Annotated in this window: 20 protein-coding genes; 16 read left to right on the forward strand and 4 right to left on the reverse strand. The window is 39.2% G+C overall.

What is annotated here, in order from left to right:
- Nucleotides 1–63: 63 nt before the first annotated feature.
- Complete coding sequence (locus KV40_RS12320) at nucleotides 64–1,722, forward strand: radical SAM protein (protein ID WP_036481632.1); 1,659 nt, start codon at nucleotides 64–66, stop codon at nucleotides 1,720–1,722.
- Nucleotides 1,723–1,825: 103 nt separating this feature from the next.
- Nucleotides 1,826–2,518 (forward strand): gamma-glutamylcyclotransferase, encoded by a 693-nt coding sequence (locus tag KV40_RS12325; protein ID WP_036481635.1) that lies wholly within the window; start codon nucleotides 1,826–1,828, stop codon nucleotides 2,516–2,518.
- Nucleotides 2,519–2,528: 10 nt separating this feature from the next.
- On the opposite strand, the gene KV40_RS12330 is transcribed toward KV40_RS12325, so the two are convergent.
- Nucleotides 2,529–2,942 (reverse strand): hypothetical protein, encoded by a 414-nt coding sequence (locus tag KV40_RS12330; RefSeq protein WP_036481637.1) that lies wholly within the window; start codon nucleotides 2,940–2,942, stop codon nucleotides 2,529–2,531.
- A gap of 511 nt (nucleotides 2,943–3,453) precedes the next feature.
- On the opposite strand from KV40_RS12330, the gene KV40_RS12335 reads away from it, so the two are divergent.
- From KV40_RS12335 to KV40_RS12345, 3 genes are all read left to right on the forward strand, one after another.
- Nucleotides 3,454–3,678, forward strand: coding sequence for a Calvin cycle protein CP12 (locus KV40_RS12335; RefSeq protein ID WP_036481640.1), 225 nt, complete (start codon nucleotides 3,454–3,456; stop codon nucleotides 3,676–3,678).
- 268 nt (nucleotides 3,679–3,946) lie between these two features.
- A complete protein-coding gene (locus tag KV40_RS12340; protein ID WP_036481643.1) occupies nucleotides 3,947–4,543 on the forward strand; it encodes a DUF3177 family protein in 597 nt (198 codons plus the stop codon).
- A 79-nt stretch (nucleotides 4,544–4,622) separates the two neighbouring features.
- Complete coding sequence (locus tag KV40_RS12345; protein ID WP_036481930.1) at nucleotides 4,623–4,922, forward strand: hypothetical protein; 300 nt, start codon at nucleotides 4,623–4,625, stop codon at nucleotides 4,920–4,922.
- Here KV40_RS12345 and KV40_RS12350 read toward each other — a convergent pair.
- On the reverse strand, nucleotides 4,919–5,335 hold the full coding sequence (locus KV40_RS12350; protein ID WP_052055590.1) for a hypothetical protein: 417 nt from the start codon (nucleotides 5,333–5,335) through the stop codon (nucleotides 4,919–4,921). The genes KV40_RS12345 and KV40_RS12350 overlap by 4 nt on opposite strands.
- Before the next feature lie 432 nt (nucleotides 5,336–5,767).
- On the opposite strand from KV40_RS12350, the gene KV40_RS12355 reads away from it, so the two are divergent.
- The 4 genes from KV40_RS12355 (at nucleotide 5,768) to KV40_RS12370 (ending at nucleotide 15,456) form a co-directional block, all read left to right on the forward strand.
- Entirely contained in the window at nucleotides 5,768–7,189 is a 1,422-nt protein-coding gene (locus KV40_RS12355) for a sulfatase (RefSeq protein WP_172657280.1), read from the forward strand.
- Nucleotides 7,190–7,321: 132 nt separating this feature from the next.
- A complete protein-coding gene (locus KV40_RS12360; protein WP_036481646.1) occupies nucleotides 7,322–8,761 on the forward strand; it encodes an NAD(P)/FAD-dependent oxidoreductase in 1,440 nt (479 codons plus the stop codon).
- Between the two features lie 93 nt (nucleotides 8,762–8,854).
- Complete coding sequence (gene tmk / locus KV40_RS12365) at nucleotides 8,855–9,505, forward strand: dTMP kinase (RefSeq protein WP_036481649.1); 651 nt, start codon at nucleotides 8,855–8,857, stop codon at nucleotides 9,503–9,505.
- Nucleotides 9,506–9,936: 431 nt separating this feature from the next.
- Nucleotides 9,937–15,456 (forward strand): translocation/assembly module TamB domain-containing protein, encoded by a 5,520-nt coding sequence (locus tag KV40_RS12370; protein WP_052055592.1) that lies wholly within the window; start codon nucleotides 9,937–9,939, stop codon nucleotides 15,454–15,456.
- A 254-nt stretch (nucleotides 15,457–15,710) separates the two neighbouring features.
- Here the strand turns inward: KV40_RS12370 and KV40_RS35725 are convergent, their stop codons facing one another.
- Nucleotides 15,711–15,887: a hypothetical protein gene (locus tag KV40_RS35725; protein ID WP_172657281.1), complete on the reverse strand. Its 177-nt coding sequence runs from the start codon at nucleotides 15,885–15,887 to the stop codon at nucleotides 15,711–15,713.
- 174 nt (nucleotides 15,888–16,061) lie between these two features.
- Entirely contained in the window at nucleotides 16,062–17,219 is a 1,158-nt protein-coding gene (lptC, locus tag KV40_RS12375; RefSeq protein WP_052055593.1) for an LPS export ABC transporter periplasmic protein LptC, read from the reverse strand.
- Nucleotides 17,220–17,310: 91 nt separating this feature from the next.
- Here lptC and KV40_RS12380 point away from each other — a divergent pair, with 91 nt between their 5' ends.
- From KV40_RS12380 to KV40_RS12410, 7 genes are all read left to right on the forward strand, one after another.
- Nucleotides 17,311–18,963: an ABC transporter ATP-binding protein gene (locus KV40_RS12380; RefSeq protein WP_036481651.1), complete on the forward strand. Its 1,653-nt coding sequence runs from the start codon at nucleotides 17,311–17,313 to the stop codon at nucleotides 18,961–18,963.
- 93 nt (nucleotides 18,964–19,056) lie between these two features.
- Nucleotides 19,057–19,746, forward strand: a complete 690-nt coding sequence (locus KV40_RS12385; RefSeq protein ID WP_036481654.1) for a hypothetical protein — start codon at nucleotides 19,057–19,059, stop codon at nucleotides 19,744–19,746.
- 171 nt (nucleotides 19,747–19,917) lie between these two features.
- Nucleotides 19,918–20,358 (forward strand): response regulator, encoded by a 441-nt coding sequence (locus KV40_RS12390; protein ID WP_253274240.1) that lies wholly within the window; start codon nucleotides 19,918–19,920, stop codon nucleotides 20,356–20,358.
- Nucleotides 20,359–20,523: 165 nt separating this feature from the next.
- The gene (locus KV40_RS12395) at nucleotides 20,524–21,198 is read left to right on the forward strand and encodes a Crp/Fnr family transcriptional regulator (protein ID WP_216595604.1); all 675 of its coding nucleotides are present in this window, start codon (nucleotides 20,524–20,526) and stop codon (nucleotides 21,196–21,198) included.
- Nucleotides 21,199–21,395: 197 nt separating this feature from the next.
- Nucleotides 21,396–22,118 carry a Crp/Fnr family transcriptional regulator gene (locus tag KV40_RS12400; protein ID WP_036481663.1) on the forward strand — a complete coding sequence of 241 codons (723 nt, stop codon included), beginning with the start codon at nucleotides 21,396–21,398 and terminating at the stop codon, nucleotides 22,116–22,118.
- A gap of 120 nt (nucleotides 22,119–22,238) precedes the next feature.
- On the forward strand, nucleotides 22,239–24,311 hold the full coding sequence (locus KV40_RS12405) for a Na+/H+ antiporter (RefSeq protein ID WP_036481666.1): 2,073 nt from the start codon (nucleotides 22,239–22,241) through the stop codon (nucleotides 24,309–24,311).
- Nucleotides 24,312–24,628: 317 nt separating this feature from the next.
- Nucleotides 24,629–24,835 (forward strand): chlorophyll a/b-binding protein, encoded by a 207-nt coding sequence (locus KV40_RS12410; protein ID WP_036481937.1) that lies wholly within the window; start codon nucleotides 24,629–24,631, stop codon nucleotides 24,833–24,835.
- The last annotated feature ends 272 nt before the right edge of the window (nucleotides 24,836–25,107 follow it).

The raw sequence follows: 25,107 nt of genomic DNA on the forward strand, positions 1-25,107 counted from the left end.
GACCGAAAAATAATCTAAAAGCGATCGATAATAAAAATGTATTGTTAGATATAAAAATTATTTGTGAGTGTATTCCAACAAGAAAAACTGTTATTTACTCCCGTCTCAGGAGATAGCGACGCAGTCCCCGTTATTTTTGCTTTTCCCAATGAATATAGCATTGGTATTACTAGTCTTGGTTATCAGATAGTCTGGGCGACTCTGGCACAGAGAAGCGATGTAAATGTCAGCCGTTTGTTTGTCGATCTTCACGAACCGCTACCCAGAAACCCCGAACTTTTGGGATTTTCTGTTTCCTGGGAACTAGACTATATTAATATTTTCAATCTATTAGAGTCTTTAGATATTTCGCTTCATAGTTGCGATCGCGATAACAATCATCCCTTAGTATTTGGCGGTGGTTCGGTTCTGACAGCCAACCCCGAACCCTTTGCCGATTTTTTTGACGTTATTTTACTAGGCGACGGAGAAGAATTATTAGATAATTTTATCGCTGCCTATCAGGAAGTTAGAAAATGCGATCGCGCTACTAAATTACGTCATTTAGCAACCGTACCAGGAGTTTACGTTCCGAATTTGTATCGGGTAAGCTACTACAGTCCAGAAAGAGAAATTACCGAAATTGCGCCAACCATCCCCGATATTCCCGACACGGTACAGAAACAAACTTACCGCGGTAACGTTCTATCGGCTTCTACTGTAGTTACCGAAAATGCTGCCTGGGAAAATATTTATATGGTAGAAGTAGTCCGTAGCTGCCCCGAAATGTGCCGTTTTTGTTTGGCTAGCTATTTAACTTTACCGTTTCGTACTGCCTCTTTAGCTGGTTCTTTAATACCTGCAATTGCAAGAGGTTTAGAAGTAACTAACCGCATTGGTTTACTTGGCGCGTCGGTAACTCAGCATCCCGAATTTGAAGCTTTACTGGACTATTTATCACAACCTCAGTATCGTGATGTTCGCCTCAGCATTGCTTCGGTACGCACCAATACCGTTACCAAAAAACTGGCAGCAACTCTAGCCGCCAGAGATACCCGTTCGATTACTGTTGCCATTGAAAGCGGTTCGGCAAGACTGCGCCAAATCGTTAATAAAAAACTAAGTAATGAAGAAATTATTCAAGCGGCAGTCAATGCTAAAGCAGGTGGTTTAAAAGCAATTAAGTTTTACGGCATGGTAGGAATACCAGGGGAAGAAGTTACCGATGTAGAACAAACGGTAGCCATGATGGAGGCAGTCAAACAAGCCGCACCTGGTTTGCGTTTGACTTTGGGGTGCAGTACTTTTGTGCCTAAAGCTCACACTCCTTTTCAATGGTTAGGAGTCAACCCAGATGCAAAAAAAAGATTGAAGTATTTAGAAAAACAATTAGGCAAGCGCGGTATCGATTTTCGTCCCGAAAGCTATAATTGGTCGATAATTCAAGCCTTAATTTCTAGAGGCGATCGCCGCCTGGCAAAACTATTAAAGTTGACTAGAACCTACGGCGAGTCGGTTGGCAGTTACAAACGAGCTTTCAAACAGCTAAGAGGACAAATCCCAGATTTAGACTACTACGTTCATCAAGATTGGCATCGCGATCGCATTTTACCCTGGCAGCATCTTCAGGGAGCATTACCTAAAACTACTCTAGTAAAACATCTCGATGATGCCTTAAGTTATTTTCCTCAGTCTCAACAGGATAATAGTGTGCTTGATAATACAACTTTAATCAAACGTTAGTTCGATTAGAAAGTGAAGTTGAATTTGGCAACAAGCTAATCTTCTTCCTACTGCATAAACACATTGTTAGACTATTGAGCATAACTTATTGTCATTCTCAGAAATGGTCTTAAATCGTCAAGCTCTCGAATCCAAACTATTACAAAAACTGTTAGCTCATCCCGAATTAAATTTAACTATCTTGAGTGATGAGGAGTTACTAACCTCAATTCGAGAAACCTTACAACAGAAGAATCTCTCACAACTTTGGATTTTTGCTTACGGTTCTCTAATTTGGAATCCTTTGTTTGAGTATCGAGAACGCCGCATCGTTAGTCTTGACGGTTGGCATCGTCAGTTTTGCCTTAAAGCTCCTTTAGGCAGAGGTACTTTAGATAATCCTGGATTGGTATTAGGTTTAGAAAAAGGTGGTAGCTGTTACGGTGTTGCTTATCGTTTGGAAATTGACAGCGATTTAGAGTCAGAACTACTATTACTCTGGCGTAGAGAAATGGTAGTTGGTTCTTACCTTCCTACCTGGGTTAAAGCTTTCGATGGTAGTCAAGAATTTGAGGCGATCGCCTTTACTATTAATTCTCAGCACCCAATGTATATTAACAATTTATCTACAGAACAAATTATTAACTGTCTGGCTACAGCCAAAGGTGTTTTAGGCTCGTCCGCTGAATATTTAGAGCAAACGGTAAACGGTTTATTGACCGAAGAACTCGATGACGAAGAATTGATTTATCTTTACGAACGAGTAAAAATCAGACAACAAGAACTACAGCAAAAGATTATTGATGTTGGCGAATAGTAGAAATAGATTAATACTTAAATTTTGTTCGCCAAAGAGAGCTTATTTTAGTATTACCGTAGCATCTTTTGATTGTAGAAACTAAAAACGAAGGTATAAAAAATGCAGCAATTATAGCAGCAACAATTGTAAAAGATGCCAGTAAAAAATTATTAATAGCTATTTCTAGTCGATTAAAACTAGGTTTTTCCAGAGGATAGTCACTATAGTCTTTTGCGTCAATTAAAAATTTATTTTCATTGGTTAAAGAGCTTGTGTCTATAGTTCTCGATCGCTCTTCGAGACATAAAATATTTTCAACAGCTTCGCGATCGCCTAAAAAATGTTGTTCGAGCTTTGGTTTTGAACTACGAATAGTCTTTTTGTTTGCCAGTAATTTTACTGATATTAAATATCCCGATTTATGGGTAAATATGGTTGACATTTTAATTTGTATAGTAATTTAATTTTTAATAATTAATTGGGTGACAATATAAATCGTTTGTTGTTTTATATTCTGTCTTGCCTAAAACTGTAATGGCAATTACAAATTACATAAAGTTATAGAAACTTTATAATTTAGGTTTTTCGTACTGTGGATGAAATCGTTATTAGTAATAAAATTAAAATATATTATAAATTACTTACATAATTCAAATATTGTAGCACAAACGCATATAAACATATTTTGAAAAAATATGTCGTTTGTTTTTTCAATCTGTATGTGAGACAAAAACTTTAAAATGCCAAGATGTCAATTGAAGAGCAATGGCTTATCAAAAAAGCTATATGCTATATTTTGAGAAAACAGGCGATAACACCAAAACATAACTAATGGTGTTTTGATCGGGAACTATACTTACGACAATAGCCAATCGGCAAACCGAACCTAAAAAGTTTCATCTTAGCTAAACTCGGCATATTATAATTTAAAACAAGTTGCAATAAGAGGAATAATGAGCGATATACAAGAAAGAATCAACCAGGAGAGACAAAAAGCTAGAGAGGTATGCAGTACTGAAGGAGACTCTTCAGAAAACTGTGCTGTTGCCTGGGATACAGTAGAAGAACTGCAAGCAGAAGCATCTCATCAACGCACCAAAGCTCCTAAGAAAAACTCTTTAGAGCAATATTGTGAAGATAATCCCGATGCACCCGAATGTCGCGTATACGAAGACTAGACGTTAAAGAGGCAGGGATTGCTGAAGGTAGCTTGCCGTTGAATAAATGGCTTTGCTGTGACCTTTGGTCAATTATCTTTTAATTTACATTTACTAAATATTCTTTGGTCATCAAGGGTGGGAGTGCTGTGTGCAATTCCCACTTTTTTTTGAGAGCGACTATAAAATAACTTTTGCCGTAAAAATTTTTTAGAATTTTTTTGTCTTTTAGCAAGAGATAATTTAGAGTGGTTCGAGTATTGGCAGTAAAAACAGTTAAATTAAATCGATGAACGAAGTTTGGTTTAGACCTTTAGTCTGGATGGACTATCGACTAGGAGTGTTAATCACCGTAATCATTCCTTTTGTATTACTAATTTGGTCGTTATTTCAAAGACAAGAGGCAATGCAAAGATTGCTAATTATTTATTGGCGAGTTGCAAGCTTGTTGATGATTACCGTGTATTTACTAATTCCTGGCTGGAAAATTGGATTTTTTACTGCATTAGCCGCACGTATTTTAATTCCTTTTTCGCTCTGGTTTTGGGTAGATTTGAATGAAGAAATTCGCGACATCCCCAAAAGTACTTTAAAATTAATTTTTCGCTCCTGGCGTTGGGCGATAACCGCTTACTGTTTGTTAGGAGCGATCGCTAATGCTTTATTCCTGCCTTGCGGTTGGTCAGACCAAATTCTAAGTACCGCCTCTTGTCAAGTTTGGCTGGAAGCACCTCTACTCTATCGACAACTTTTCCACTCCGAACCTGGAAATGAGGGGGTTTTAGGGTTTTTTGCGGCAGTAGGATTGGTTATTTATTTAATTTATTTAGCTTATTTTATTTTGATTCGTCTTGGCAAACAAGGGCGATCGGCTATGGAACAATAAATATTCAGCTTGGTGCGATTTTAGATAGTTATAGCAATACCTGGAAGTGTTAGGACATTATTTTTTATACGACTATACAATGTCTAAATTAATTGGTTTACGCTTAGAACAATACACTATTCAACGCCAAGAAGTTTTAATGGTTGAGGTTAAAACTGCTAAAGGCGAGCTAGAGACAGTCGCAATTTACAACGGCTTTTCTAGCTCCCTCACCAATCCCACACCTTACAATCCAGACATACCCGTAATTGCCTCAGATTCTAAAATTGTAGCGATCGACCGACTTGTAAGTCCTTATAACCCCAACGAACCACAATACATAGAAAGGGGTCTAAGTGTTGCTGAGATGGAACAACTATTAGAAACTATGAAGCTCTAGCCTTCTTGTGTGTAGCTTTTGGTGGTTTTATCCCTATTATCTAAGTAGACAAACAACTTTGCTAAATATTTAGGACTTTTGAGAACCCTAATTGCCTCATCAATCATCTTGATGATTTCTGGGATAAAAGAAATACCAAAACAAGGAGTTTCCAAGACGTTGGTAAAAGGATCGTAGTCTCTGATTAACAACCCTCCTGTAATTGATGGTGGTTTAGTGGGCATTAGTTTGAGACAGTTAGTTTCTACAACTATACTACGAACGTGCCGAACCTTTTGCAAGATTTTAGTGCGAAGCAGTTCGACATCCGAAGCACGATAATCTCTATTAGTCCAACGGCAAATATCTTCTTTGAACGAAGCAAGCATTTTGATTTTTTCTATAGCAATTTCTTGAGGTACTTGAGTATTCATTAACGGCTATTGTGTGAAATTGTTCGAGGGTAAGATAATAAATTTCGGACTTTGCCAGTTTTAATTGACTTGAATCGCGAAAGCCGCACCTATATAGTGCGGGCTTGTGCCAGACTGCTAGCCTGGTTTATTGCCTTTAAATCTGGAGCAATATTAGAACAAATTTTTGTCTGTTGTGTGTCTTTAATATGTCAATTTTGTAAGGCCTATAGCTCTGGCGATCGGCTATTATTGAGTTTATCTTTCTTCCAAAAGAAGACCCTCGTTTCCAACGCTGGCAGTTATGGTTAAAAATTGCTTCAAAAACGATTTAAAAGCAAATTTTAATTTGGTCAGCCATAAGTAGTTGTGGTGTATTTTTTGAGTAAAAGAGTCTCGATTAAAAACTTGAAATCAAAGCATTACTTAGGTTTGCGTCTATGTTCGCTCTTTTTGTTAACTATTGCTATTGTTTCTTGTAATCCTTTTAGATCCTCGAACGTCGATCGCCTTCCTAATATTTTATTTATCCTTACCGACGATTTAGATACTGCTTCTGTTGGCTATATGCCCCATCTAAAATCGCTGCTGATAGACAGAGGAGTAAGCTTTAGTAACTATTTCGTCAATGTCTCTCTTTGCTGCCCCTCAAGAGCTACCATGCTCAGAGGACAATACGCACACAATACGGGGGTTTTTACCAATCACAAGCTCAACGGTAGCTTTATTTATTTCTATCGACGGGGCTTAGAACGCTCGACGATCGCAACTTGGTTACAGAAACAAGGCTATCGTACCGCCTATATGGGAAAATATCTTAATGGCTATCCGCGCCGAGCCTCTAAAACTTATGTTCCTCCTGGTTGGGATGAATGGGATAGTCCAATTTATGACACTGGTTATTTGGAATATAACTATACTCTTAACGAAAATGGCAATTTAGTTCGTTACAGAAACCGCCCTCAAGACTACAGTGCCGATGTGTATACCGATAAGGCAAGGAAGTTTATTACTCAATCAATCAAAGATAAGCAACCTTTTTTTGTGTTTCTATCCTATTTTGCGCCGCATCAGCCTGCAATTCCAGCCCCCCGACATCGACATTTATTTTCTAAAGAGAGTGCGCCACGTATTCCCTCTTTTAATGAAACAGATGTAAGCGATAAACCCAAACATATTCGTAACTTACCGTTATTGAATCGGCAGCAACAAAACAAAATCGACCGACTCTATCGTCAAAGACTGCGATCGCTCCAAGCAGTAGATGAAGGTTTAGTCAAACTCATCAATACGCTTAAAATCAATAAGCAGTTAGACAACACCTATATTATTTTCACCTCCGATAATGGGTTTCACCTCGGTCAACATCGTTTACCTCCCGAAAAAGAGACGGCGTACGAAGAAGATATTCATTTACCACTTTATTTGAGAGGAGCGGGTATTCCTGCTGGTAAAATTATCGACGAGATTGTAGGAAATATTGACTTAGCACCAACTATTGCGAAACTTGCAGGGGCAAATGTTCCTAATTTTGTCGATGGTCGTTCTTTGGTAGAATTATGGCGCGATAACTCGCGATCGCTTGCTTCGTGGCGACGAGTTTTTTTAGTCGAACATCGACAAAACAAACAGATGATTCCGATGATTCCCGATTATATTGGTCTGCGGACATCCAACTGTACTTACATTGAATACGATAATGGCGATCGAGAACTGTACGACCTTACCAGAGATCCCTATCAATTGCAAAATATAGCTAAAACAACTAAGCCTGAAGTGATTAAAGAGTATGCTCGTCGCTCGCTTGGTTTGCGCAACTGTCGGGGAAAAATTTGTCGAGAGTTAGATCGCAAACCGATATCCGATTGTGTTTGATATTAGAGTTGTTGCGCAATAGACTCTAAATAGTTTAAGCTGTGGCTCAAATACTATATTTAAACAGACCTTCTTTATCGCTTCTCTAAAATTGCTATCGTTTAATCTAGGTCAAAAATTCTCAATTAAACTATGGCGGTAGATTACGATCTGGTAGTAGTTGGTAGCAGCCCCGAAGGAATTTATGCTGCCGCTTCTGCTACCTATCTTCAAGCTCGCGTTGCTTTAGTAACACAAAGCGAGTGTGACTATTTGGACAATAATTTAGTTATCGAACATAGTATTAGTGAAGTAGGGCGTTGGCTCTATTGGCAGCAAAAAAAACCTTTAGCGATCGCTTTTGATGCTGCACCACCTGCTTCTTTAACTGAGGCTATAGATTTGGGACAAATCGTTAATTCAAATGTACGCGCTGAAGATTCTTTAGAAAGTTTGGCAGCTTTAGGTGTAGATGTAATTTTTGGTAAAGGGGAATTTTGTCGGCTACCTAAGTTGGGTTTTAATGTTGGTAAACGACACTTGCGATCGCGCAAATATTTATTAGCTACTGGTTCGAGATTGGCGCTCTCGCCAGCTTACGACATTGCTCAAACTAACTATTTAACTCTTGACGCTCTTTGGCAAAGAGCATTAACAACTTTACCCCAAAGTATAGCTATTGTCGGTGGTTCGCTTCGCAGTTTGGAAATCGCCCAAATTCTAGCAAGATTTGGTAAAAGTATTACTTTAATACTCGAACATCGGCTTTTACCTCGAGAAGAACCAGAAACCTCTCGGCTAATTCAAGCGCAATTAGAGGCTGAAGGAATCGAAATTATAATTGCTCCAGTTACTCAAATCAAATTGATCGCAGGAACTCAATGGTTACAGGTAGGCAATAAAGCCGTTGAAACCGATGCTATTTTTTTTGGCGATCGCTTTACTCCTAATATTGAGGGTTTAAATTTAGCAGGAGTTGAAGTCAAATACGAACGCGATCGCTTAATCGTAAATAGTAAATTACAAACTACCAATCCTCATATATATGCCTGCGGCGATCTTCTTGGCGGTTATTCTCTGCCAAATATTGCTCGGTATGAAGTAAACATAGCGTTAAAAAATGCTTTATTTCTGCCTCGATTTCATGCAGATTATCGTTGTATTCCCTGGGCAATATTTACCCAACCTAATGTTGCTAGAGTAGGTATGACTGAAGCCCAGGCAAAAAAAGAGCATAAAAATGTATATGTAGTCAAGCTAGATTTAAAAGGACTTGTCCAAGCGCAAATTTTAGGTGAAACTACAGGATTGTGTAAGTTATTAGTGAGTAAAAATGGCGAAATTCTTGGCTGTACTTTAATTGGCGATCGCGCTGCCGAATTAATTGGTGCGATCGCTTTAGCAATGCAGCAAAAAATAAAACTCAATCGTTTTGCGATAACGGGATTTTTGCAGGTAAGTTTTCCAGCCGTTTATCTCAGCTTCGCTCAAATTTGGCAACAGGCAGCAAGAGCATATTACCTACAAAAAATGTCAAAAAACCGAATGTTGCTAAACTTACTAGAAACTTGGTTCGATTTTAGAAAAAAATAGCATGCTTCGTGACAGTTTTTAGTTAGCAAACACTTCAGCATTATTTATAAAAACTAGCAATAGACAATAACCAAGTAAGTACACAAACAACTAATGATTAACCGCCAATCGCAATCGACAAACAAAAAACTTTTTATTGTCTTTGAAGGAATTGATAGTTCGGGGAAATCAACCCAAGCAGAGTTATTATTAAACTACTTTATAAATAAGGAAGAAAAAGTAATAATTAGTTCCGAACCCTCTAACGGTATTGTCGGTAATATAATTAGACAGGCATTGAAACAAAAAATCGTTTTTAGTCGCAATCGCGCCTCATTTGACGAACAAATGGCTTATTTGTTTGCCGCAGATCGCCACGATCATTTATACAATGACTTTGATGGAGTTTTTAAGTTAATTGCCGACGGGTATCATGTTATCAGCACTAGATATTATTTTTCTTCTTTAGTCTACAATTGCGACACTAAAGAACAGTTTGAATTTGTTAGCAGCTTAAATGCACGATTTCCCAATCCCGATCTTACTATTTATCTCGATCTTTCGGTAAAAGAATCTTTGAATAGATTAGACAAACGTTCTTCAAAAGAGATTTATGAGACCAAAGAAAAGCTAATTAAAGTGCGTCAGAGTTATCAGCAAATATTTAGTAATTATAAGGGAAAATTTTTAAGCATTGATGCTACTAAAACCCCACAAAATATTCATCAAAGAGTTATTAAATATATTGAAAACAAACGGTGGTAGTTTTAATTTTACTATTAGATTATTATCGTCTACGGTTTCTATTTTTTGCTGTTTGCTATTGAGCTTGACTTTTACCTTAATTTTCATTTTTACGAGATTTAATAAATTTAAGTATATTTAATTAAATAAAATAACTAACAACAAGGCTATAATCTAGCTGTTTAAATAGAGCTTCAAGATATAGCGATCGCCCAATCGGTCAATTGCTCGCCAAGCTCGGACATTTGCTTGCTGTTAAAAAAGTGAAGAAATGACAAACAAAACCAGTTAAATTTAATAATTAAGACTGTTAGCAACAGTTGATATTAACCATACTTAATTTTTATCGCAAAATTAAAACAATTGGAAACCAAATAGTAAGTTAAGAATCTTATATATATACGATTAGCGAAATAGCGACGATCGCCTTTTTCAGTATAAACCGACCCAAGATGAAAAAAAAATTCGATCGCAACCTAGAAAAACACCATACTTCTGGCGATCGCCAAACTTCTCCTCAGTGGCGCAAAATACTAATAACAATAGCAATCTTGCTTCTCGGTGGTACCGTTAGTGGCTTAGTTTATGGTTGGTATTTAATTCAAAACAAACTAATTCCTGTAATTGAAACCGAAACTAGCAAATATCTCAATCGTCCTTTAGAATTGGGCGACCTGCAAACAATATCTCCCTGGGGAGCGCGTTTTGGTAATAGCGCGTTGCCCGCTACTGCCAATAATCCCGATGCGATCGCAGTTGAAGCAGTCAGAGTAAAACTCGATCCTTTATATTTCTTGCGTCGGCGCATTTTACAGCTAGACATTATTTTAGTACGTCCCGATATTTATCTCGAACAAGGCGAAGATCGAATTTGGACTCCTACTAATTTTGGTAGCGAGTCAACGGAAGATGGTGGTATTAAAGTCGATGTCGAAACTATTCAGCTACAGAAAGGCAAACTAACTTTAGCCGCACGGCAGCTAGAAACGGGAAATTTAAACCCCCCTGTGGAGCTAGAACTCGATCGCACTATTGTCAATCTGCTTGATGACGGAGAACAGATAAAGTTTGCAACCACAGGAGAGGCAGCAGCGGGAGGCAACTTTACCGTCAACGGAGAAAGCTTTAGCAAAACTAAAGTTATCGATCTAACTTTAGAAGCCGAACGGTTAGACGCAACCGAAGTTAGTAATTTGCTAGCTTTACCCATCGAGTTACAGCAAGGAGATATTTCGGGAACCATTGGCGTTACGATAAGCGATCTTCCCATTCCTCTATTAGAAGGGAAAGCAACCCTAAACGATGTCAGCTTGCAAATACCAGAACTAGTCAAACCTTTTAGCAATAGCAACGGCGAACTAGTCTTTGACGGTACGGAAATAGAGTTAAATAATGTCGCTACTAACTTTGGAGAAGTATCGGGAGTTGCTAGCGGTACTATCGATTTGGCTGAAGAAGGAGATTATCAAGTCGATACTAAAATCGCTCCAGTAGCGGTTAATAAAGTGGTAGAAGCCCTGGAAATAGAACCCCCTGCTGTACCCATACAAGGCAAAATAGCGGGAAACGTGCGAGTTAGAGGGGATATATTAACTCCCGTCGTGAGTTTTGATGTAAATACCGTCACCCCTAGCCGTATCGATAAAATCGATTTTAAGCAGATTACCGCAAACTTGGATTTAATTGGTACGACTTTATTCGTGCGAGAGTTTCAAAGCTTGCCTCTATCTGGAGGACAAATAAGGGGAACTGGAACTTTAGAATTAGACGATAGCCAAGATCTGGCGTTTGGCATTTTTGCCCAAGATGTTGCGGCAAAAAAGATCGCTGATAGCTATAATAATCCCCTACCGATTGATATTGGCGTAGTATCTGGTCAAACTCAATTATTCGCCCAGGCTGGTAATCTCGAAACATTGCGGTTCGATAATGGTTCGGCAAATTTTGCTTTGGGTAATGGTACGGTTAGGCTGCAAAACCTCAATTCCAGTCAAGGCAACTGGCAACTACAGGTAGAAACTCAAGATGTAGAATTTGGTAGTTTACCTTTTGGTAAGGGCAGCGCGCCGACAATAGCTAAAGGTTTGGTCGATGGCGTATTTAATGTATCTGGTAAAACCGACGGCGATATCGATCGGGTTCGCGCTACGGGTAAAGCCAATCTCGATACGGTAGGGGGACAAATAGCTTTACCACAGGTAAGAATAGCTAACGGCACTTGGCAAGCCGACGCTAATACTGATGATTTACAACTACGGCGGTTATTTCCCGAAGTTCCTCCAGAATTTAATGACGATCTTAGCGGCGAGTTTTATCTTACGGGCAATATTCCTACCAAACCAGAAGACACGGCAATTATCAACGGTTTTGGCGATCTCGATCTGGCAAAAGGACGAGTTGAAGTTAGAGACTTAAATATAGTAGATGAAAATTGGAAGGCGATCGCCACAGGAAGTAATTTACAGCTAAAAGAGTTGAGTTCCAGTACACCCGAACAGTTTGCGGGTTTAATCGACGGTACTGTGGAACTGTCGGGAACTACAGATAATATTACTCCCGAAGCAATTACTGCCAGAGGTAACGGTAGTTTAACCCTGCCCGAAGGCGTATTTGAGGCACAAAATCTGGCAATCGCCAACGGTAAGTTTAAAACTACGGTTATTCCTCAGAATGTCGATTTGAGTTTGTTTGCCGATCCTAATTCCGACGATATCGAACTTAATGGACAGTTAGGAGGACAGTTAGAAGTAACGGGCAATGTCAATAATTTAGATCCTACAGCGATCGCGGCAACGGGGAATGTTACCTTTAGCCAGGGGATCGATCTTTTAGAACAACCTTTTTCTGCCGCAGTACGTTGGAACGGTAGCCGCCTAGATGTCTTACAGGCAAAGGGAGAAGGACTAGCAGCGACGGGATATATAGATTTAGACGAATCATTTTTTAGCGATATTCCCGATAAATTAGCGGCAGTAAACTATTTTGAATTTGATGTCGATCGAGCTGACTGGATCGATATTAGAAAATTACGAGTAACCCTACCGAGTTGGGCGACTAATTTAGATTATGCAGGCAGAGGCGACTTTTCAGGCAGCATTAGCGGTGTTCCTGCGGCGATAGATATCGACGGTGGCATTAATTTACGTAACTTTCGAGTTGAAGATATTGCTTTTGCTTCCCTGTTAACTGGCAGCATTCAAACTTCTGTAGATAGCGGTGTCAACTTAGAGTTATCTCAAACCGATGCTGGCGATCCTCAACCAGATAAGATCGAACTGGTACTAGATCGCGACTTTTTACCCGTCCGACTGGCGATCGTCCGCAACAATATTGCTATTACAGGAACGGGCGAAGCAGAAATTTTAGAATTAACTACCAATAATGTTCCTTTAGAGTTTCTCAAAACCGTAGCGATAAAAAGCGAAGATATTGAAGTGCCAGAAAATTTTGCCGTACAGCCAATTGGGGGCAAATTATCGGGCAAGTTTGTTTTTAACCTTAATACCCTGGCAACTTCGGGTGAAAATGTCGTTATCGATTCGCCATCATGGGCTAGTATCAAAGGCGAGCGACTGACTGGTGACTTTCAATATGGCGATAATTATTTTGCCTTGCAAAACGGGAAGTTTCAGCAGCGCGACAGCGTCTATCAGCTAGAAGGTAGCTTTAGACAAACGGCTGACGACATTGAAGTAGATGGTAGAGCATCAATAAGCCAAGGAAAAATTCAAGATATTTTAATCGCTTTGCAAATTTTTGAATTAAAAGATCTGGCGATGCTATTGGGCGATCGCGACTATGGTAATGCTGAAGATTTGTATCAAAAAGATGCCGCCATTCCTCCTTTGTTTAGCGTGGGCTTTAAAGATGCTCCGATCCTCGAACAATTGCAGTTATTGGCAGAAATTCAAGCTCGTTTAGACACTATCGAACAAGAGCGTCAACAGGCTTTTTTACCAAAATTAAAATTTTTACAGGGAACTTTTAACGGCGAGATCGGCGTATCTGGTTCTGCCAAACAGGGAATCGATTCTCAATTTGACTTTTTTGGTACGAATTGGCAGTGGGGAAATTTAGATGTCAAGCAAGTCGTTGCCAGTGGCAGCTATCAAGAAGGTATCTTAACTCTATTACCTATTAGTATCGAACTACAAGACTTTACTCGTAAGCCGAGCAAACAAACTGTATCTCCCCAACTGATCTTTACAGGGACTTTTGGCGGCGAAACCCAGTCGGGACAGTTTCGGTTGAGACAAGTACCTGTAGAACTAATCGAACAAATGTTTGCCTTTTCGCCAGATATTGCTTTGGGTGGTGAAGTAAATGCGATCGCCAGTATTGCAGGCACTGGCGACAATCCCCAAGCTAGAGGTGAAATTTCTGTAGACGATGCCACTATCAACCAAACCTCAATCCAATCTACCAAAGGCAGCTTTAACTACGATAATGCTCGTCTCGACTTTTTCGCCAGTAGTATTATTGCCGATGGTGCCGAGCCTCTAACTATTTCTGGCAACCTTCCCTACCAGTTACCCACCGCTACTGTCGAACCAGATAGCGATCGCTTAGAACTCCAGCTTAACGTTCGCGATCGCGGACTGGAACTACTTGATATTTTCTCTAGAGGGGAATTAAGCTGGATTGATGGACAGGGAGAAATTGCTCTAGATGTTACTGGCAAATTAGACCCCGATCGCAGTCTTCCCAGCGAAATAGTTGCTAGAGGAACAGCCGAACTCAGTAATGCAACTATTGCTGCCAAAGCACTACCAGATAGCTTACTCACTAATGTCAATAGTAAAATTTTCTTCGACCTCAACAAAGTTCGGGTAGCCAACTTTCGCGGTGATTTTGGCGGTGGTGAAATACGTGTAGCTGGTAATTTACCTCTAACTAATAATCTCAATATCTCCGAACCGCTAACTATCGATCTAGATAATATTTTTGTCAATTTAAAAGAATTTTACGAAGGCGAAGTAGCAGGAGAACTGCAAATTTTGGGTACGGCGACCGAGCCAGATCTTGCTGGCGATATAACTTTGTATGACGGTACGATTTTGCTGGCAGATACTACCGCTACCGATACCGAAAACAACTCAATTGACGATTTAACCGACAGCAGTGAAGGCATTGTCGCCCTTACCGAATATCGCAATTTAAAACTGAAATTAGGAGAAAATATTGAGATTAGCTTACCGCCTATATTTACTTTTGATGCCAGTGGCACTTTAAATCTTAACGGTACATTCTTACAGCCTACACCCGAAGGAACGATAAATCTAGAACGCGGACAGGTCAACCTGTTTACCACTCAGCTAGCACTTTCTCGCGACTATAACAATATCGCTCGTTTTACCGATAAAAATGGACTCGATCCCTATGTTGACGTATTGATGGTTGGTTCGGCATTAGAAACCAACAATAGTCGTATTCCTATCGATCCTCTATCTAACGAAATTAGCGACGTACCCGAATCTAGTTTCGGCACCCTGGAAACCGTTCGGATTTCCGCTCAAGTAAAAGGACTCGCCAGCCAAATCGCTAATAATATCGAGCTTACTAGCAGTCCTCCTCGCAGTCAGACAGAAATTTTTGCTCTCTTAGGAGGTGGTTTAGTTAATACTTTAGGCAGAGGTAACAGTCCTATAGGTTTGGCTAATTTAGCGGGTTCGGCGTTGTTTGGCAGCTTTAACAGTCAGTTTAATAATGCTTTTCCCATCGGTGAATTACGACTGTTTCCCACGCAAATTATTGATGAAGAGCGACCCGATAATACTATTAATGCTCTAGCAGGAGAAATTGCGATCGATCTTTTTAATAACTTTTCTTTTTCTGCTCTCAAGATTCTTAACGTTGATATTCCCGCACAATTTGGTTTTCGCTATCGTTTAAATAACAATTTCGTGCTTAGAGGCTCGTCTAATTTTGTCGATGAAACTAGAGGTTTAATTGAGTACGAACTGCGGTTTTAAACATTTATAGTCGTTCTAATTAATTTCCTTATGGTTTAAATTATCGTTTCGAGGTAATGGGTAATAGGTAATAGGTAATGGGTAATAAGCTGTCACGTATTTAAATTGCTTATTAAGACAGGAGACAGGAGACAGGACAAGAACTCTATCCTTAATTCTTTAACCGAATAATATGCAGTTTAAATACACATTAGCTTAGGAAGAAAAGACAGTACATATTTTTCTACGGTTTCTATTTGAAATGACTATACATTTTATGCTGTTAAGTTGTTAACGCGGCTTGAATTAGCGACAACTAAAATTAAATTAATGCGATCTTGAAGGAACTGGTTATAGTCAGCAAACTCATCTAAACCTAATAGACCGAGATAAATTTCTCCGATCAGCCACATGGTCATGCTTGTTAATAATATTTTCCACCTTACCTTCATGGCTACAATTCCTACCAAGTTCGATTTCTTATTCTTCAACAATAAGAAGCCAAGCTGAGAAATAGGTAAAGCAAAATTGAATTTTAAATAAAGAATTGATGAAATAGAGTAAAGGCAAGGCAGTGCCTTGTCAGTACGGGCTATTTTTTTATACGAATGAGAAAAATAGAATTATTATAAGTCATCAATTATTGAAGTTACCTGTCCCGATTCATTACCACCAGTAACGACAATGCTGTTATCGGTTAATTTTCCTTCTGCTTTATTACCAGTTACGTTTAACTGCGGTTTGCTTTGTTGATAGACGACACTGCCGATCGCTTCTACAACTTCTGTGTCCAAATTCCAGATTAATTCTTGGGCATAGAGTTGTGCTGAATTATTATTGTTGATGCTTTTACTTCCAGCCTTTAAATGAGCTATGTTGCGGCTTAGATCTACTTCGCCAGAATTTCCCGTAACGCTTAAATTATTATCGCGATCGATAATTTGAATTGGTTCTTCGGTATTAATTATCCGCGTTTGATAATTCCAGTTTAAAGAATTGGTAGCAATCTGTAACTGAGGATTGGTAGAAATTAATTCTATATTGCTAGCTAAAGTTACGGTGTTGTTTGCCAAATCTACCATACCGCGATCGGCAACCAGACGATCGCTTACAATTTCATCTTGGTAGCGTACTACTTGCAGGGGAACTTCACTATTAATTATATTTTGAGCAATGTTCCAGGTCAGGCGATCGCTAGTTAACTGTAATGCTGGTTCTGCTGTAGTTACCACGACTTTATCTTGCAATTCTAAAGTTTCGGAATCGGTGTAATACCTACCTTCGGTTGCCGTTACTCGAACTTTGTCGCGATTGCCTCTGAGATTTTGTCGAATTAGCAACAAGTTTTCATTCGGTTGCCATTCTACTACGTCGCTGCTTATGGTTCCACCGTTACGAGTATCGGTTGCCACTATATTATCGTTGAGTAAAATCAAGTTGCCATTGTCGCGTACTTCTCCTCGTTCGGCACTAAGCTGCAAAATTATTTTGCCATCTTGCAGTAAATTGCCAGTAACATTTTCTAATTGTGCTGTTTGCTTGTTTTTTCCGTAAACAGCATTTTCTGCGCGAATTTTCCAAACGGTATTCTCTTGTCTGTTGGACTGTTGCCAGACGGCATTGTTTAAGGTTAACTGTGTATCTTTCCTTTCGGTAGGATCGGCAGCATCGGCAGAGGGAGTTTGAGTTTTTGTCTGCTGACAAGCCGCCAAACTCAACCAAACGACAATTAATAATAGGCTTTTAGCGACCGAGAGAAAAATTGGCAAATTTAGTTTAATCATTCTCGTATTGTAAAAACTCGTAGTCACCAGAGGCAATTTTTCACTTTAGTAATTAAAATGCAGGAGAATTATTATCTTATCTCCAACCGCTATGACTCAAATTACAACTCAAAGTTTGTTGTCGGTAAAGAATCTCAGAGTGGCATATCCTCGTCTTTCCGAAGCAGAAACTACCTGGGCGGTAAATGATGTTTCTTTTACCCTCAAAGCTGGAGAAAAAATGGGTTTGGTAGGTGAATCTGGCTGCGGTAAATCTACTTTAGGTAGGGCAATTATGCGCCTGTTACCTACAGGCAGTCAGGTAGAAGGAGAGGTGATTTTTCAAGATAAGTCGGTTTTTGAACTAAATCCCAGACAGTTACGAGAATTTCGCGGCGAAGTAGTAGCCTTAGTCTTCCAAGATCCGATGACGCGCCTCGATCCGTTGATGACTATTGGCGAACACTGCTTAGAAACTTTGAAAGCCCATCAGCCAGAGTTATCGCGATCGCAAGCCAAACAAATAGTTGCAGACACCTTAGAAACGGTTAAAATACCGCGCGATCGCCACCAACAGTATCCCCATGAGTTTAGCGGTGGTATGCGACAGCGTGTGGCGATCGCCCTGGCTTTGTTACTCAATCCCAAAGTCATCGTTGCCGACGAACCGACTACTAGCTTAGATGTTACCGTTTCTGCCGAAATCTTAACCGAACTTACCAGACTGTGTAGCGACCGAGACATGGCACTACTATTAATTTCTCACGATCTGGCAATGGTAGGAGAATACTGCGATCGCATTGGGGTAATGTATGACGGCAAGATGGTAGAGACAGGATTAGTTAAATCGATTCTGCACCATCCCCAACATGAATATACTCAATCTTTGCTAGAGGCAGCATTGCATATTCAACAGCCAACCGCAGCCAAATTAAATATTATCGAAACAGAACGGGCGCATCCTATTTTACGAGTTAAAGAACTCAAGCAGCATTTCACTCTAGAAAGCAATCTAATTCAACAGCTATTTTCGTCCGAAAAAAAAGTCATTAAAGCAGTAGACAATATTAGTTTCGAGCTCTACTCAGGAGAAATTTTGGGTTTGGTAGGGGAATCTGGCTGCGGTAAAAGCACTTTATCTCGGACGATTTTACAGCTAATCGAGCCTACTTCTGGCAAGGTAGAATTTTTAGGTCAAGACTTGACTCAGCTTAATAACAAACAATTGCGTGCTACTCGTCGCCAGCTACAAATGGTGTTTCAAGATCCCCATGCCTGTCTCAATCCGTTAATGATAGTCGGAGATAGTATTGCCGATCCGTTGTCGATTCATAATTTGGCAACTGCTAATAAAGCCAGACAACAGGTAAAACAGATGCTAACTAAGGTAGGTTTGACTCCTGCCGAGGAATATTACCGTCGCTATCCGCAAGAACTATCGGGAGGACAACAGCAGCGAGTGGCGATCGCACGGGCTTTAATTACTAATCCGCAATTAATAATTTGTGACGAACCAGTTAGTATGCTGGATGCGACGGTGCAAACCCAGGTACTAGAATTGATGTTGGCTTTAAAGGCTGAGTTTAACCTCACTTATTTATTTATCACTCACGATCTATGGGTAGCCAGGTTCTTTTGCGATCGCATTGCGGTAATGAATGCTGGTAAAATTGTCGAACTCGACACCACAGAGAAAATTTTTACTCAGCCAGAACACCCCTACACCAAAAAACTTTTATCTGCCGCACCTTTGTTAGCATCCTAAATTTAAATTTGTTTGCTGGCAAGCGTTAACCAAAAATTTTCAATAATCTAATTAAGATCTTAGTTAAACTTCTACTAAAAATATATATTTAAAATGAATCAAATTATAAAGTTATCAATAATATTAGGCTTTAGTATTGGCATACAGCCAGTTATAGCAACTGCCAGTAAATCTCAACCTGCTCAAACCACTAACCAAATGGTAGAACTATCTACTCAATGGGGTTTCAGTGTTACCGACTGTCAGGGAGATGTGGCAGAAATTAAGCATGACGTTACTGGCGAAGTGGCTTGTATAGTTCCCGATGCTAGAATTAGCTCTGGCATGTATATTTACGACTCTACTAATAACCAGATACGACAAATTGCTAGCGAATCTACAAGTCCGCCTCCAGTTCAAAACAGCAATGAATATGATAATTCCCCAACTGCGATTTTAGATCCTAAAGTAGAACAAATAAAATTTAATTTTGATAATTCTTATGATTATAGCGTTTGCTTAGATGCTGTTTTATTAGCATACGAGCAAAGAGTTACCGAATTAGAAAAGATGTCTAAAAATGAATGTGCTAATAATATTTTTAATCTTTTAGGAACTAATTTATCAAAACCTACTACTCTTGAAATTGTCAAAACTGCTAACAATTATGCAGTTACTGGTTTAGAAGATAAACTATATCCATCTTTTGGGTTGAGAAGAAGAATCGCGATCGCTCTAGGTTTTGTTTATGATATCGATAAAAATAATAACGATATTTTAAAATATGTTTCTGAGAGTAATTAAAAAAAGCTTTTAGCCTTTAGTAGGAGCTAGAGGTCATACTCTCTCTCGACCCTACCTTATCGTTCTTAATTGCCAACTTAAAAACACAATAGCTCACTATGTCTGCTATCGCTCAGACACGGTTAAAAAACTATGAAAAATTAAAGGGTAGTAGTTCTAAAAGTTTAAATCTTGTCGAGGAGTTTCGCTCTAGTTATTACCAAAAGTATTGAGGAAGCTATGGTTCCCGAACGGCTGTTAATTATAGACGATAATGATGATACTCTTACTTTGGTTAAATTTATTGTAGAAAATTACACCGACTGGCAAATTTTTACGGCTTCAAGCGGCAAAGTGGGTATTACCAAAGCAATAATAGAACGACCAGATGTCATTTTACTGGATATAGCAATGCCCGATATTGATGGATTAGATATCTATAAACTGCTGAAATCTAATAAAACTACTCGTTCGATTTCAATTATTTTTCTAACCGCTGTGATGAATGGTAAAGAAATAGTTAGATCGCAAGTTGGCGAAGAAATAGAAGTAATTACCAAACCTTTCGATATTCTAGAACTACTAAATAAAGTCAATAAAGCCTACAATAATTCTCTGGCACTAAGTAGTTAATCGAACTTTTGGCAATCTTAAATGAAATCGGAGAATATCTATTGCCGTCTTAGTGCAATCCTACTGCCTTTACCAAAAATATAGTCTCTTAGATCGACTAGAAATATATATCAGTTATTGAAAAATTAACATAAATATCAGTAGGAAAAGTAAGTTTCCTTTATTTTGAACGAACCAAAAAACAATTACATACTGTCAGCACTATTACCCGAAGAATACCAACGACTAAGCGATCGCCTTAAATTAATTAAGCTTGTTCGGGGTCAAACTCTTCTCAAAGCCAACCGACAGATTGAATCTTTATATTTTCCTATTGAAGGAGTGGTGTCTATAGTCTCGACGATGCAAGATGGTTCGACTACAGAAATTGGAATTATCGGTAAAGAAGGAATGGTAGGGACGCATCAATTTCTTGGAGATGGAATATCTAATAGTCTATCTACGGTGCAAATAAACGGTGCCGCAATGCAAATAGACGTAAAGTCGCTGCGCGTAGAATACAATCGAGGTGGGAGGCTGCAAACTAACCTACTACGTTATGCTTTAAATTTATTCAACCAGGTGAGCCAATGTAGTGCCTGTAACAATCATCATACAGTCAAACAGCGAACTGCTCGCTGGCTGCTGATGCTTGGCGATCGCCTTGAGAATGATAGGATTTCGATCGTACAGCAATTTATTTCTCGGATGCTAGGAGTACGTCGTACTGGTGTTTCAGAAATTGCTGCGGAACTTCAACGGCAGCAAATTATTGATTATCAAAGAGGTAAGATTAAAATTTTGAATCGCGAAGCCTTAGAAGAAATTGCTTGCGAGTGCTATCAAGTTGTCGAAATTTAGCTGATTTATGAATATTTGTTAACTTATGTCCGCTAGGGAACATTGACATCAATCGATTTTTGATACTGTGAGTAAGCTAAGCAAAAAAATTCTAGTTTAGAATTACTCTAATTTTTCTTAAAAGTAAAAAATATTTTTGCCTATACAACGGGGAACAGGAGGTTTAGCTATAGTGACATTTTTAGCTGAGTCAATGAATGGCAGTTTCCCATCACCACAAACCAATCAATCGTTTATTAGCTGCTCTAACTTCAGAAACATATCAAAAACTCGTTCCTTATTTGCAGTCAGTAGAGCTACCCCAACATAAAATTCTCTATCACGCAGGGGAAAGTTATGACTATGCCTACTTTCCCTCTCACGCAATTGTTTCTACCGTAGCAATTATGGAAAATGGTTCGACTACCGAGATTGGAGTCATTGGTAATGAAGGCATGGTAGGACTGCCAATCATCCTTAATACTACTTATACTAACTCTACAGCTATAGTTCAGGTAGGCGGAACTGGTGTGAGAATTGCTGCTTATCGTCTGCAAGAAGAGATGGAACACAATAGAGAATTAAAGCAGGCGTTGATGTCCTACGTTCAGGCTCGAATCATTCAACTCGGACAAACTGCTGCCTGCAATCGCTACCATACTATCGAACAGCGATTTGCTCGGTGGATGTTAATGGTGCGAGACAGCATCGGGAAAGACGAATTTAAGCTAACTCAAGAATTTATTTCTCAGATGTTGGGGGTACGCCGCGCGGGAGTAACAACAGTTGCCTCTAAATTTCAAGAGCAAGGCATTATTCATTATGTGCGCGGCTCGATAACTATTACCGATCCAGAAAAATTAAAAACTTCTGCTTGTGAATGCTATAAGTTAATTGCCAATGAGTTCGATCGCCTGTTGCGATCGCCTTACTATGAGTAAGGCGATCGCATTTGCTATTTCCGCAAAATATATTAACATCACTTAATTTTCGGGCGATCTAATCAACTAAAATAATTAATACCAAATTTCAACAATGAAATAAAAAATAAAAAACTTTAAATGGAAAGTTCATCTAGCCCGCTTTTGTCTTCAGAAGTGGAGCTACTGCTATTGTTGCTCATTGCCTGTTTGGGAGCAGTTACCCTTAAAAAATTCAAAATCCCTTATACAGTAGGATTGGTGGTAATTGGTTTGGGTTTGGGATTTCTCAGCCCTTTGGTTTTTGCAGCCGATCCTCTCGGCTCTCTAACTTTATCTCCCGATATTATTCTATTTATTTTCATTCCACCGCTAATTTTTGAATCGTCGATCGCTCTAGATAATCAGCTTTTATTTAAAACCCTGACACCAGCATTAATGTTAGCAGGGTTAGGACTGTTAGTTTCAGCAGCCATCGTTGGTGGTTTGGTTGCCTGGCTGACACCTTTATCTTTTAGCGGAGCTTTAGTTTTTGGAGCTTTGATTTCCGCTACCGATCCAGTGGCAGTAATTGCCCTATTCAAAGAATTGGGCGTTCCCAAGCGTCTGACAATGCTGGTAGAAGGGGAAAGTATGCTCAATGATGCCACAGCAATCGTTCTTTTCGATCTAGTAATGTCGGCGATCGCTTCTGGTAAGGTAGGGGTATTAACAGTAGGAGAAGCCTCAGTTGATTTTTTAGTTGTGATGCTTGGCGGAATTTTGGTTGGTGTAGTTATTGCCGCCATCATTTTTGGTTATTCTATTACCCAAGCCAAACATAACGCCCTGATTCAAACTACAGTAACTATTGTTATTGCCTACGCAGCATTCATTTTTGCCCAACGTTACCTCAAAGTATCGGGAGTAATTGCAGTCATGTCGGCAGGGTTGGTAGTAGGTTGGTATCTAACCCATCGACTAAAACCAGAAGTACGAATTTATTTGCAAGAGTTTTGGGACTATGGAGCTTTTATCGCCAACAGTTTGATTTTTTTATTAGTAGGGCTGACAACCAGCAGTTTTATTACCAGACTCGGAACGGAAAGTTCGACTTTTTGGTTTTCTATTGGCTGGGCAATTATTGTCGTCCTTATTGCCCGTGCGGTAGCGGTTTTTGGTTTGACACCGCTTTCTAACCTGTTGCAAAGATCGGAGCCAATTAACTGGCGCTATCAACTAGTGACTTTTTGGGGAGGGCTACGGGGAGCAGTTGCTTTAGCCTTAGCACTAAGTCTCGATCGCGATTTTCCCAACCGCGATCTAATTATCGCCATGACTTTAGGGGTAGCCCTGTTTACGATCCTGATTGGCGGTACGACTACAGGAAAATTAATTAGCTGGCTCAAAATAGACGAACCGCCTATGTTAGAAAGATTGGGAAAAGCTCAGGCAACTATTTTAGCCAAGCGCGAAGCTCTAAAATTACTGCAAAAGCTAGAATCGATGCGACTGTTTAATAATGAAATCATTACTGAAATAGAAAGGGATTATCAACAGGTTCTAGATGAAGCAGAAACTACCGTTTCCAAGATTTGGGAAGAACTCAAACTAGATCCTGGAATGGCGCGTAAAATTCTTTGGTTACAGGTACTTAGAATCGAGCATCAAGCTCATATCGAATTATACGACCGAGGACTTTTGTTAGAAAATGCCATGCACAAATTAGAACTTATGGTTGATGCTAAAAGGGATAGTGTTTTAGACGGTCAAATTCCACCGCGAATGCCTGCTCTTTGGTCGTTAGAAACTCCTTTAGAAAAGTTAATTTTCAAACAGCTAAAGCATTTCTTTGGCAACCGTAAGTTTTTCGGCAAACGTCACGGACAGCTAGCAGCAGTTCGTTATGAATATGATGCTGTAACTGCTTATGTAAGTCAAAAAATCGTCAAGCAAGTAAAACAATTGGTTGCTGCCCACGCAGTTGAAGAGGCAGTAGCACGAGACTGTATTTCGTTTTACCAGCAAGCAAGTAAAGGAGCATTTAGAAGAGTTGAGGCAATGGGGACGAGCCGAGAAGAATTGGCAAGCGCACTGCAAAAACAGGTAGCTACTCACGCCGCTCGCATTAGTGAAGGAGAAGTGATCGAGCAACTAGTTGCCGACGGCGTTATTCCCGAAAAAGCATTAGATCGCATTCAGGATTTAATCGAACGGGAAAATAGATATTTATAGAGCTATAAATTTTAAGCTAGCTCTTGAGAAAGATTTACTACTATTTACATCTATACAAAGTTATAAACGAATAAATATTGCGATCGCGCAATTTCTAAAATTTGATTTTTTTTGTCGCTGACATTTAAACAAAAACTATTTTAAAAATCAAAAAAAAGTAACTATATACTCTAAAAAATTGAGCGATCGAATAACAATTAATAATATTTAATTGCTGCGGTCTGTTTTATCACTTTGGATAGAAAAAATATAAATTTATTTTGCTTAATATGAAGAAGAGTCAACTACTCAGTGACGAAATTATCTATCGTATCATCATGACTAACCCAACTCCTAACACAACACCACACTATGCAGAACAATCAGAACGTAAATACGGCGAATTTGCCACCAAGTTTCAATTTGGTTCTAACCCCAGTGCAGAAATTTGGAACGGTAGACTGGCAATGATTGGTTTTCTTGCCGCTCTTGTCGTCGAGCTAGCTACAGGACAAGGCTTCTTTCATTGGCTAGGCATTGCATAAATCGCCGATTGATTTTGCCAGACTAAAAAACTAAATAGATATTTAACCCAGGCAACGAAGTAAAAGTTTACCTGGGTTATTTTTGCGATTAATTACATAGCAGTTTAAGAAAATAAATCTATTAACTGTTACGTCACCTGTTGCCTGCTGCCTTTTACCTAAAAAAACCAATTAACTTAATCTAACTAACGTAATGCTATATCTTCTGGCACAAGACAAAATAGATCCCTAGTAGCATTGCTTAAAATGAGAATAATTTTGATTTGTGTCTT

It is taken from the genome of Myxosarcina sp. GI1 (assembly GCF_000756305.1).
In the GTDB taxonomy this organism is placed as follows: domain Bacteria; phylum Cyanobacteriota; class Cyanobacteriia; order Cyanobacteriales; family Xenococcaceae; genus Myxosarcina.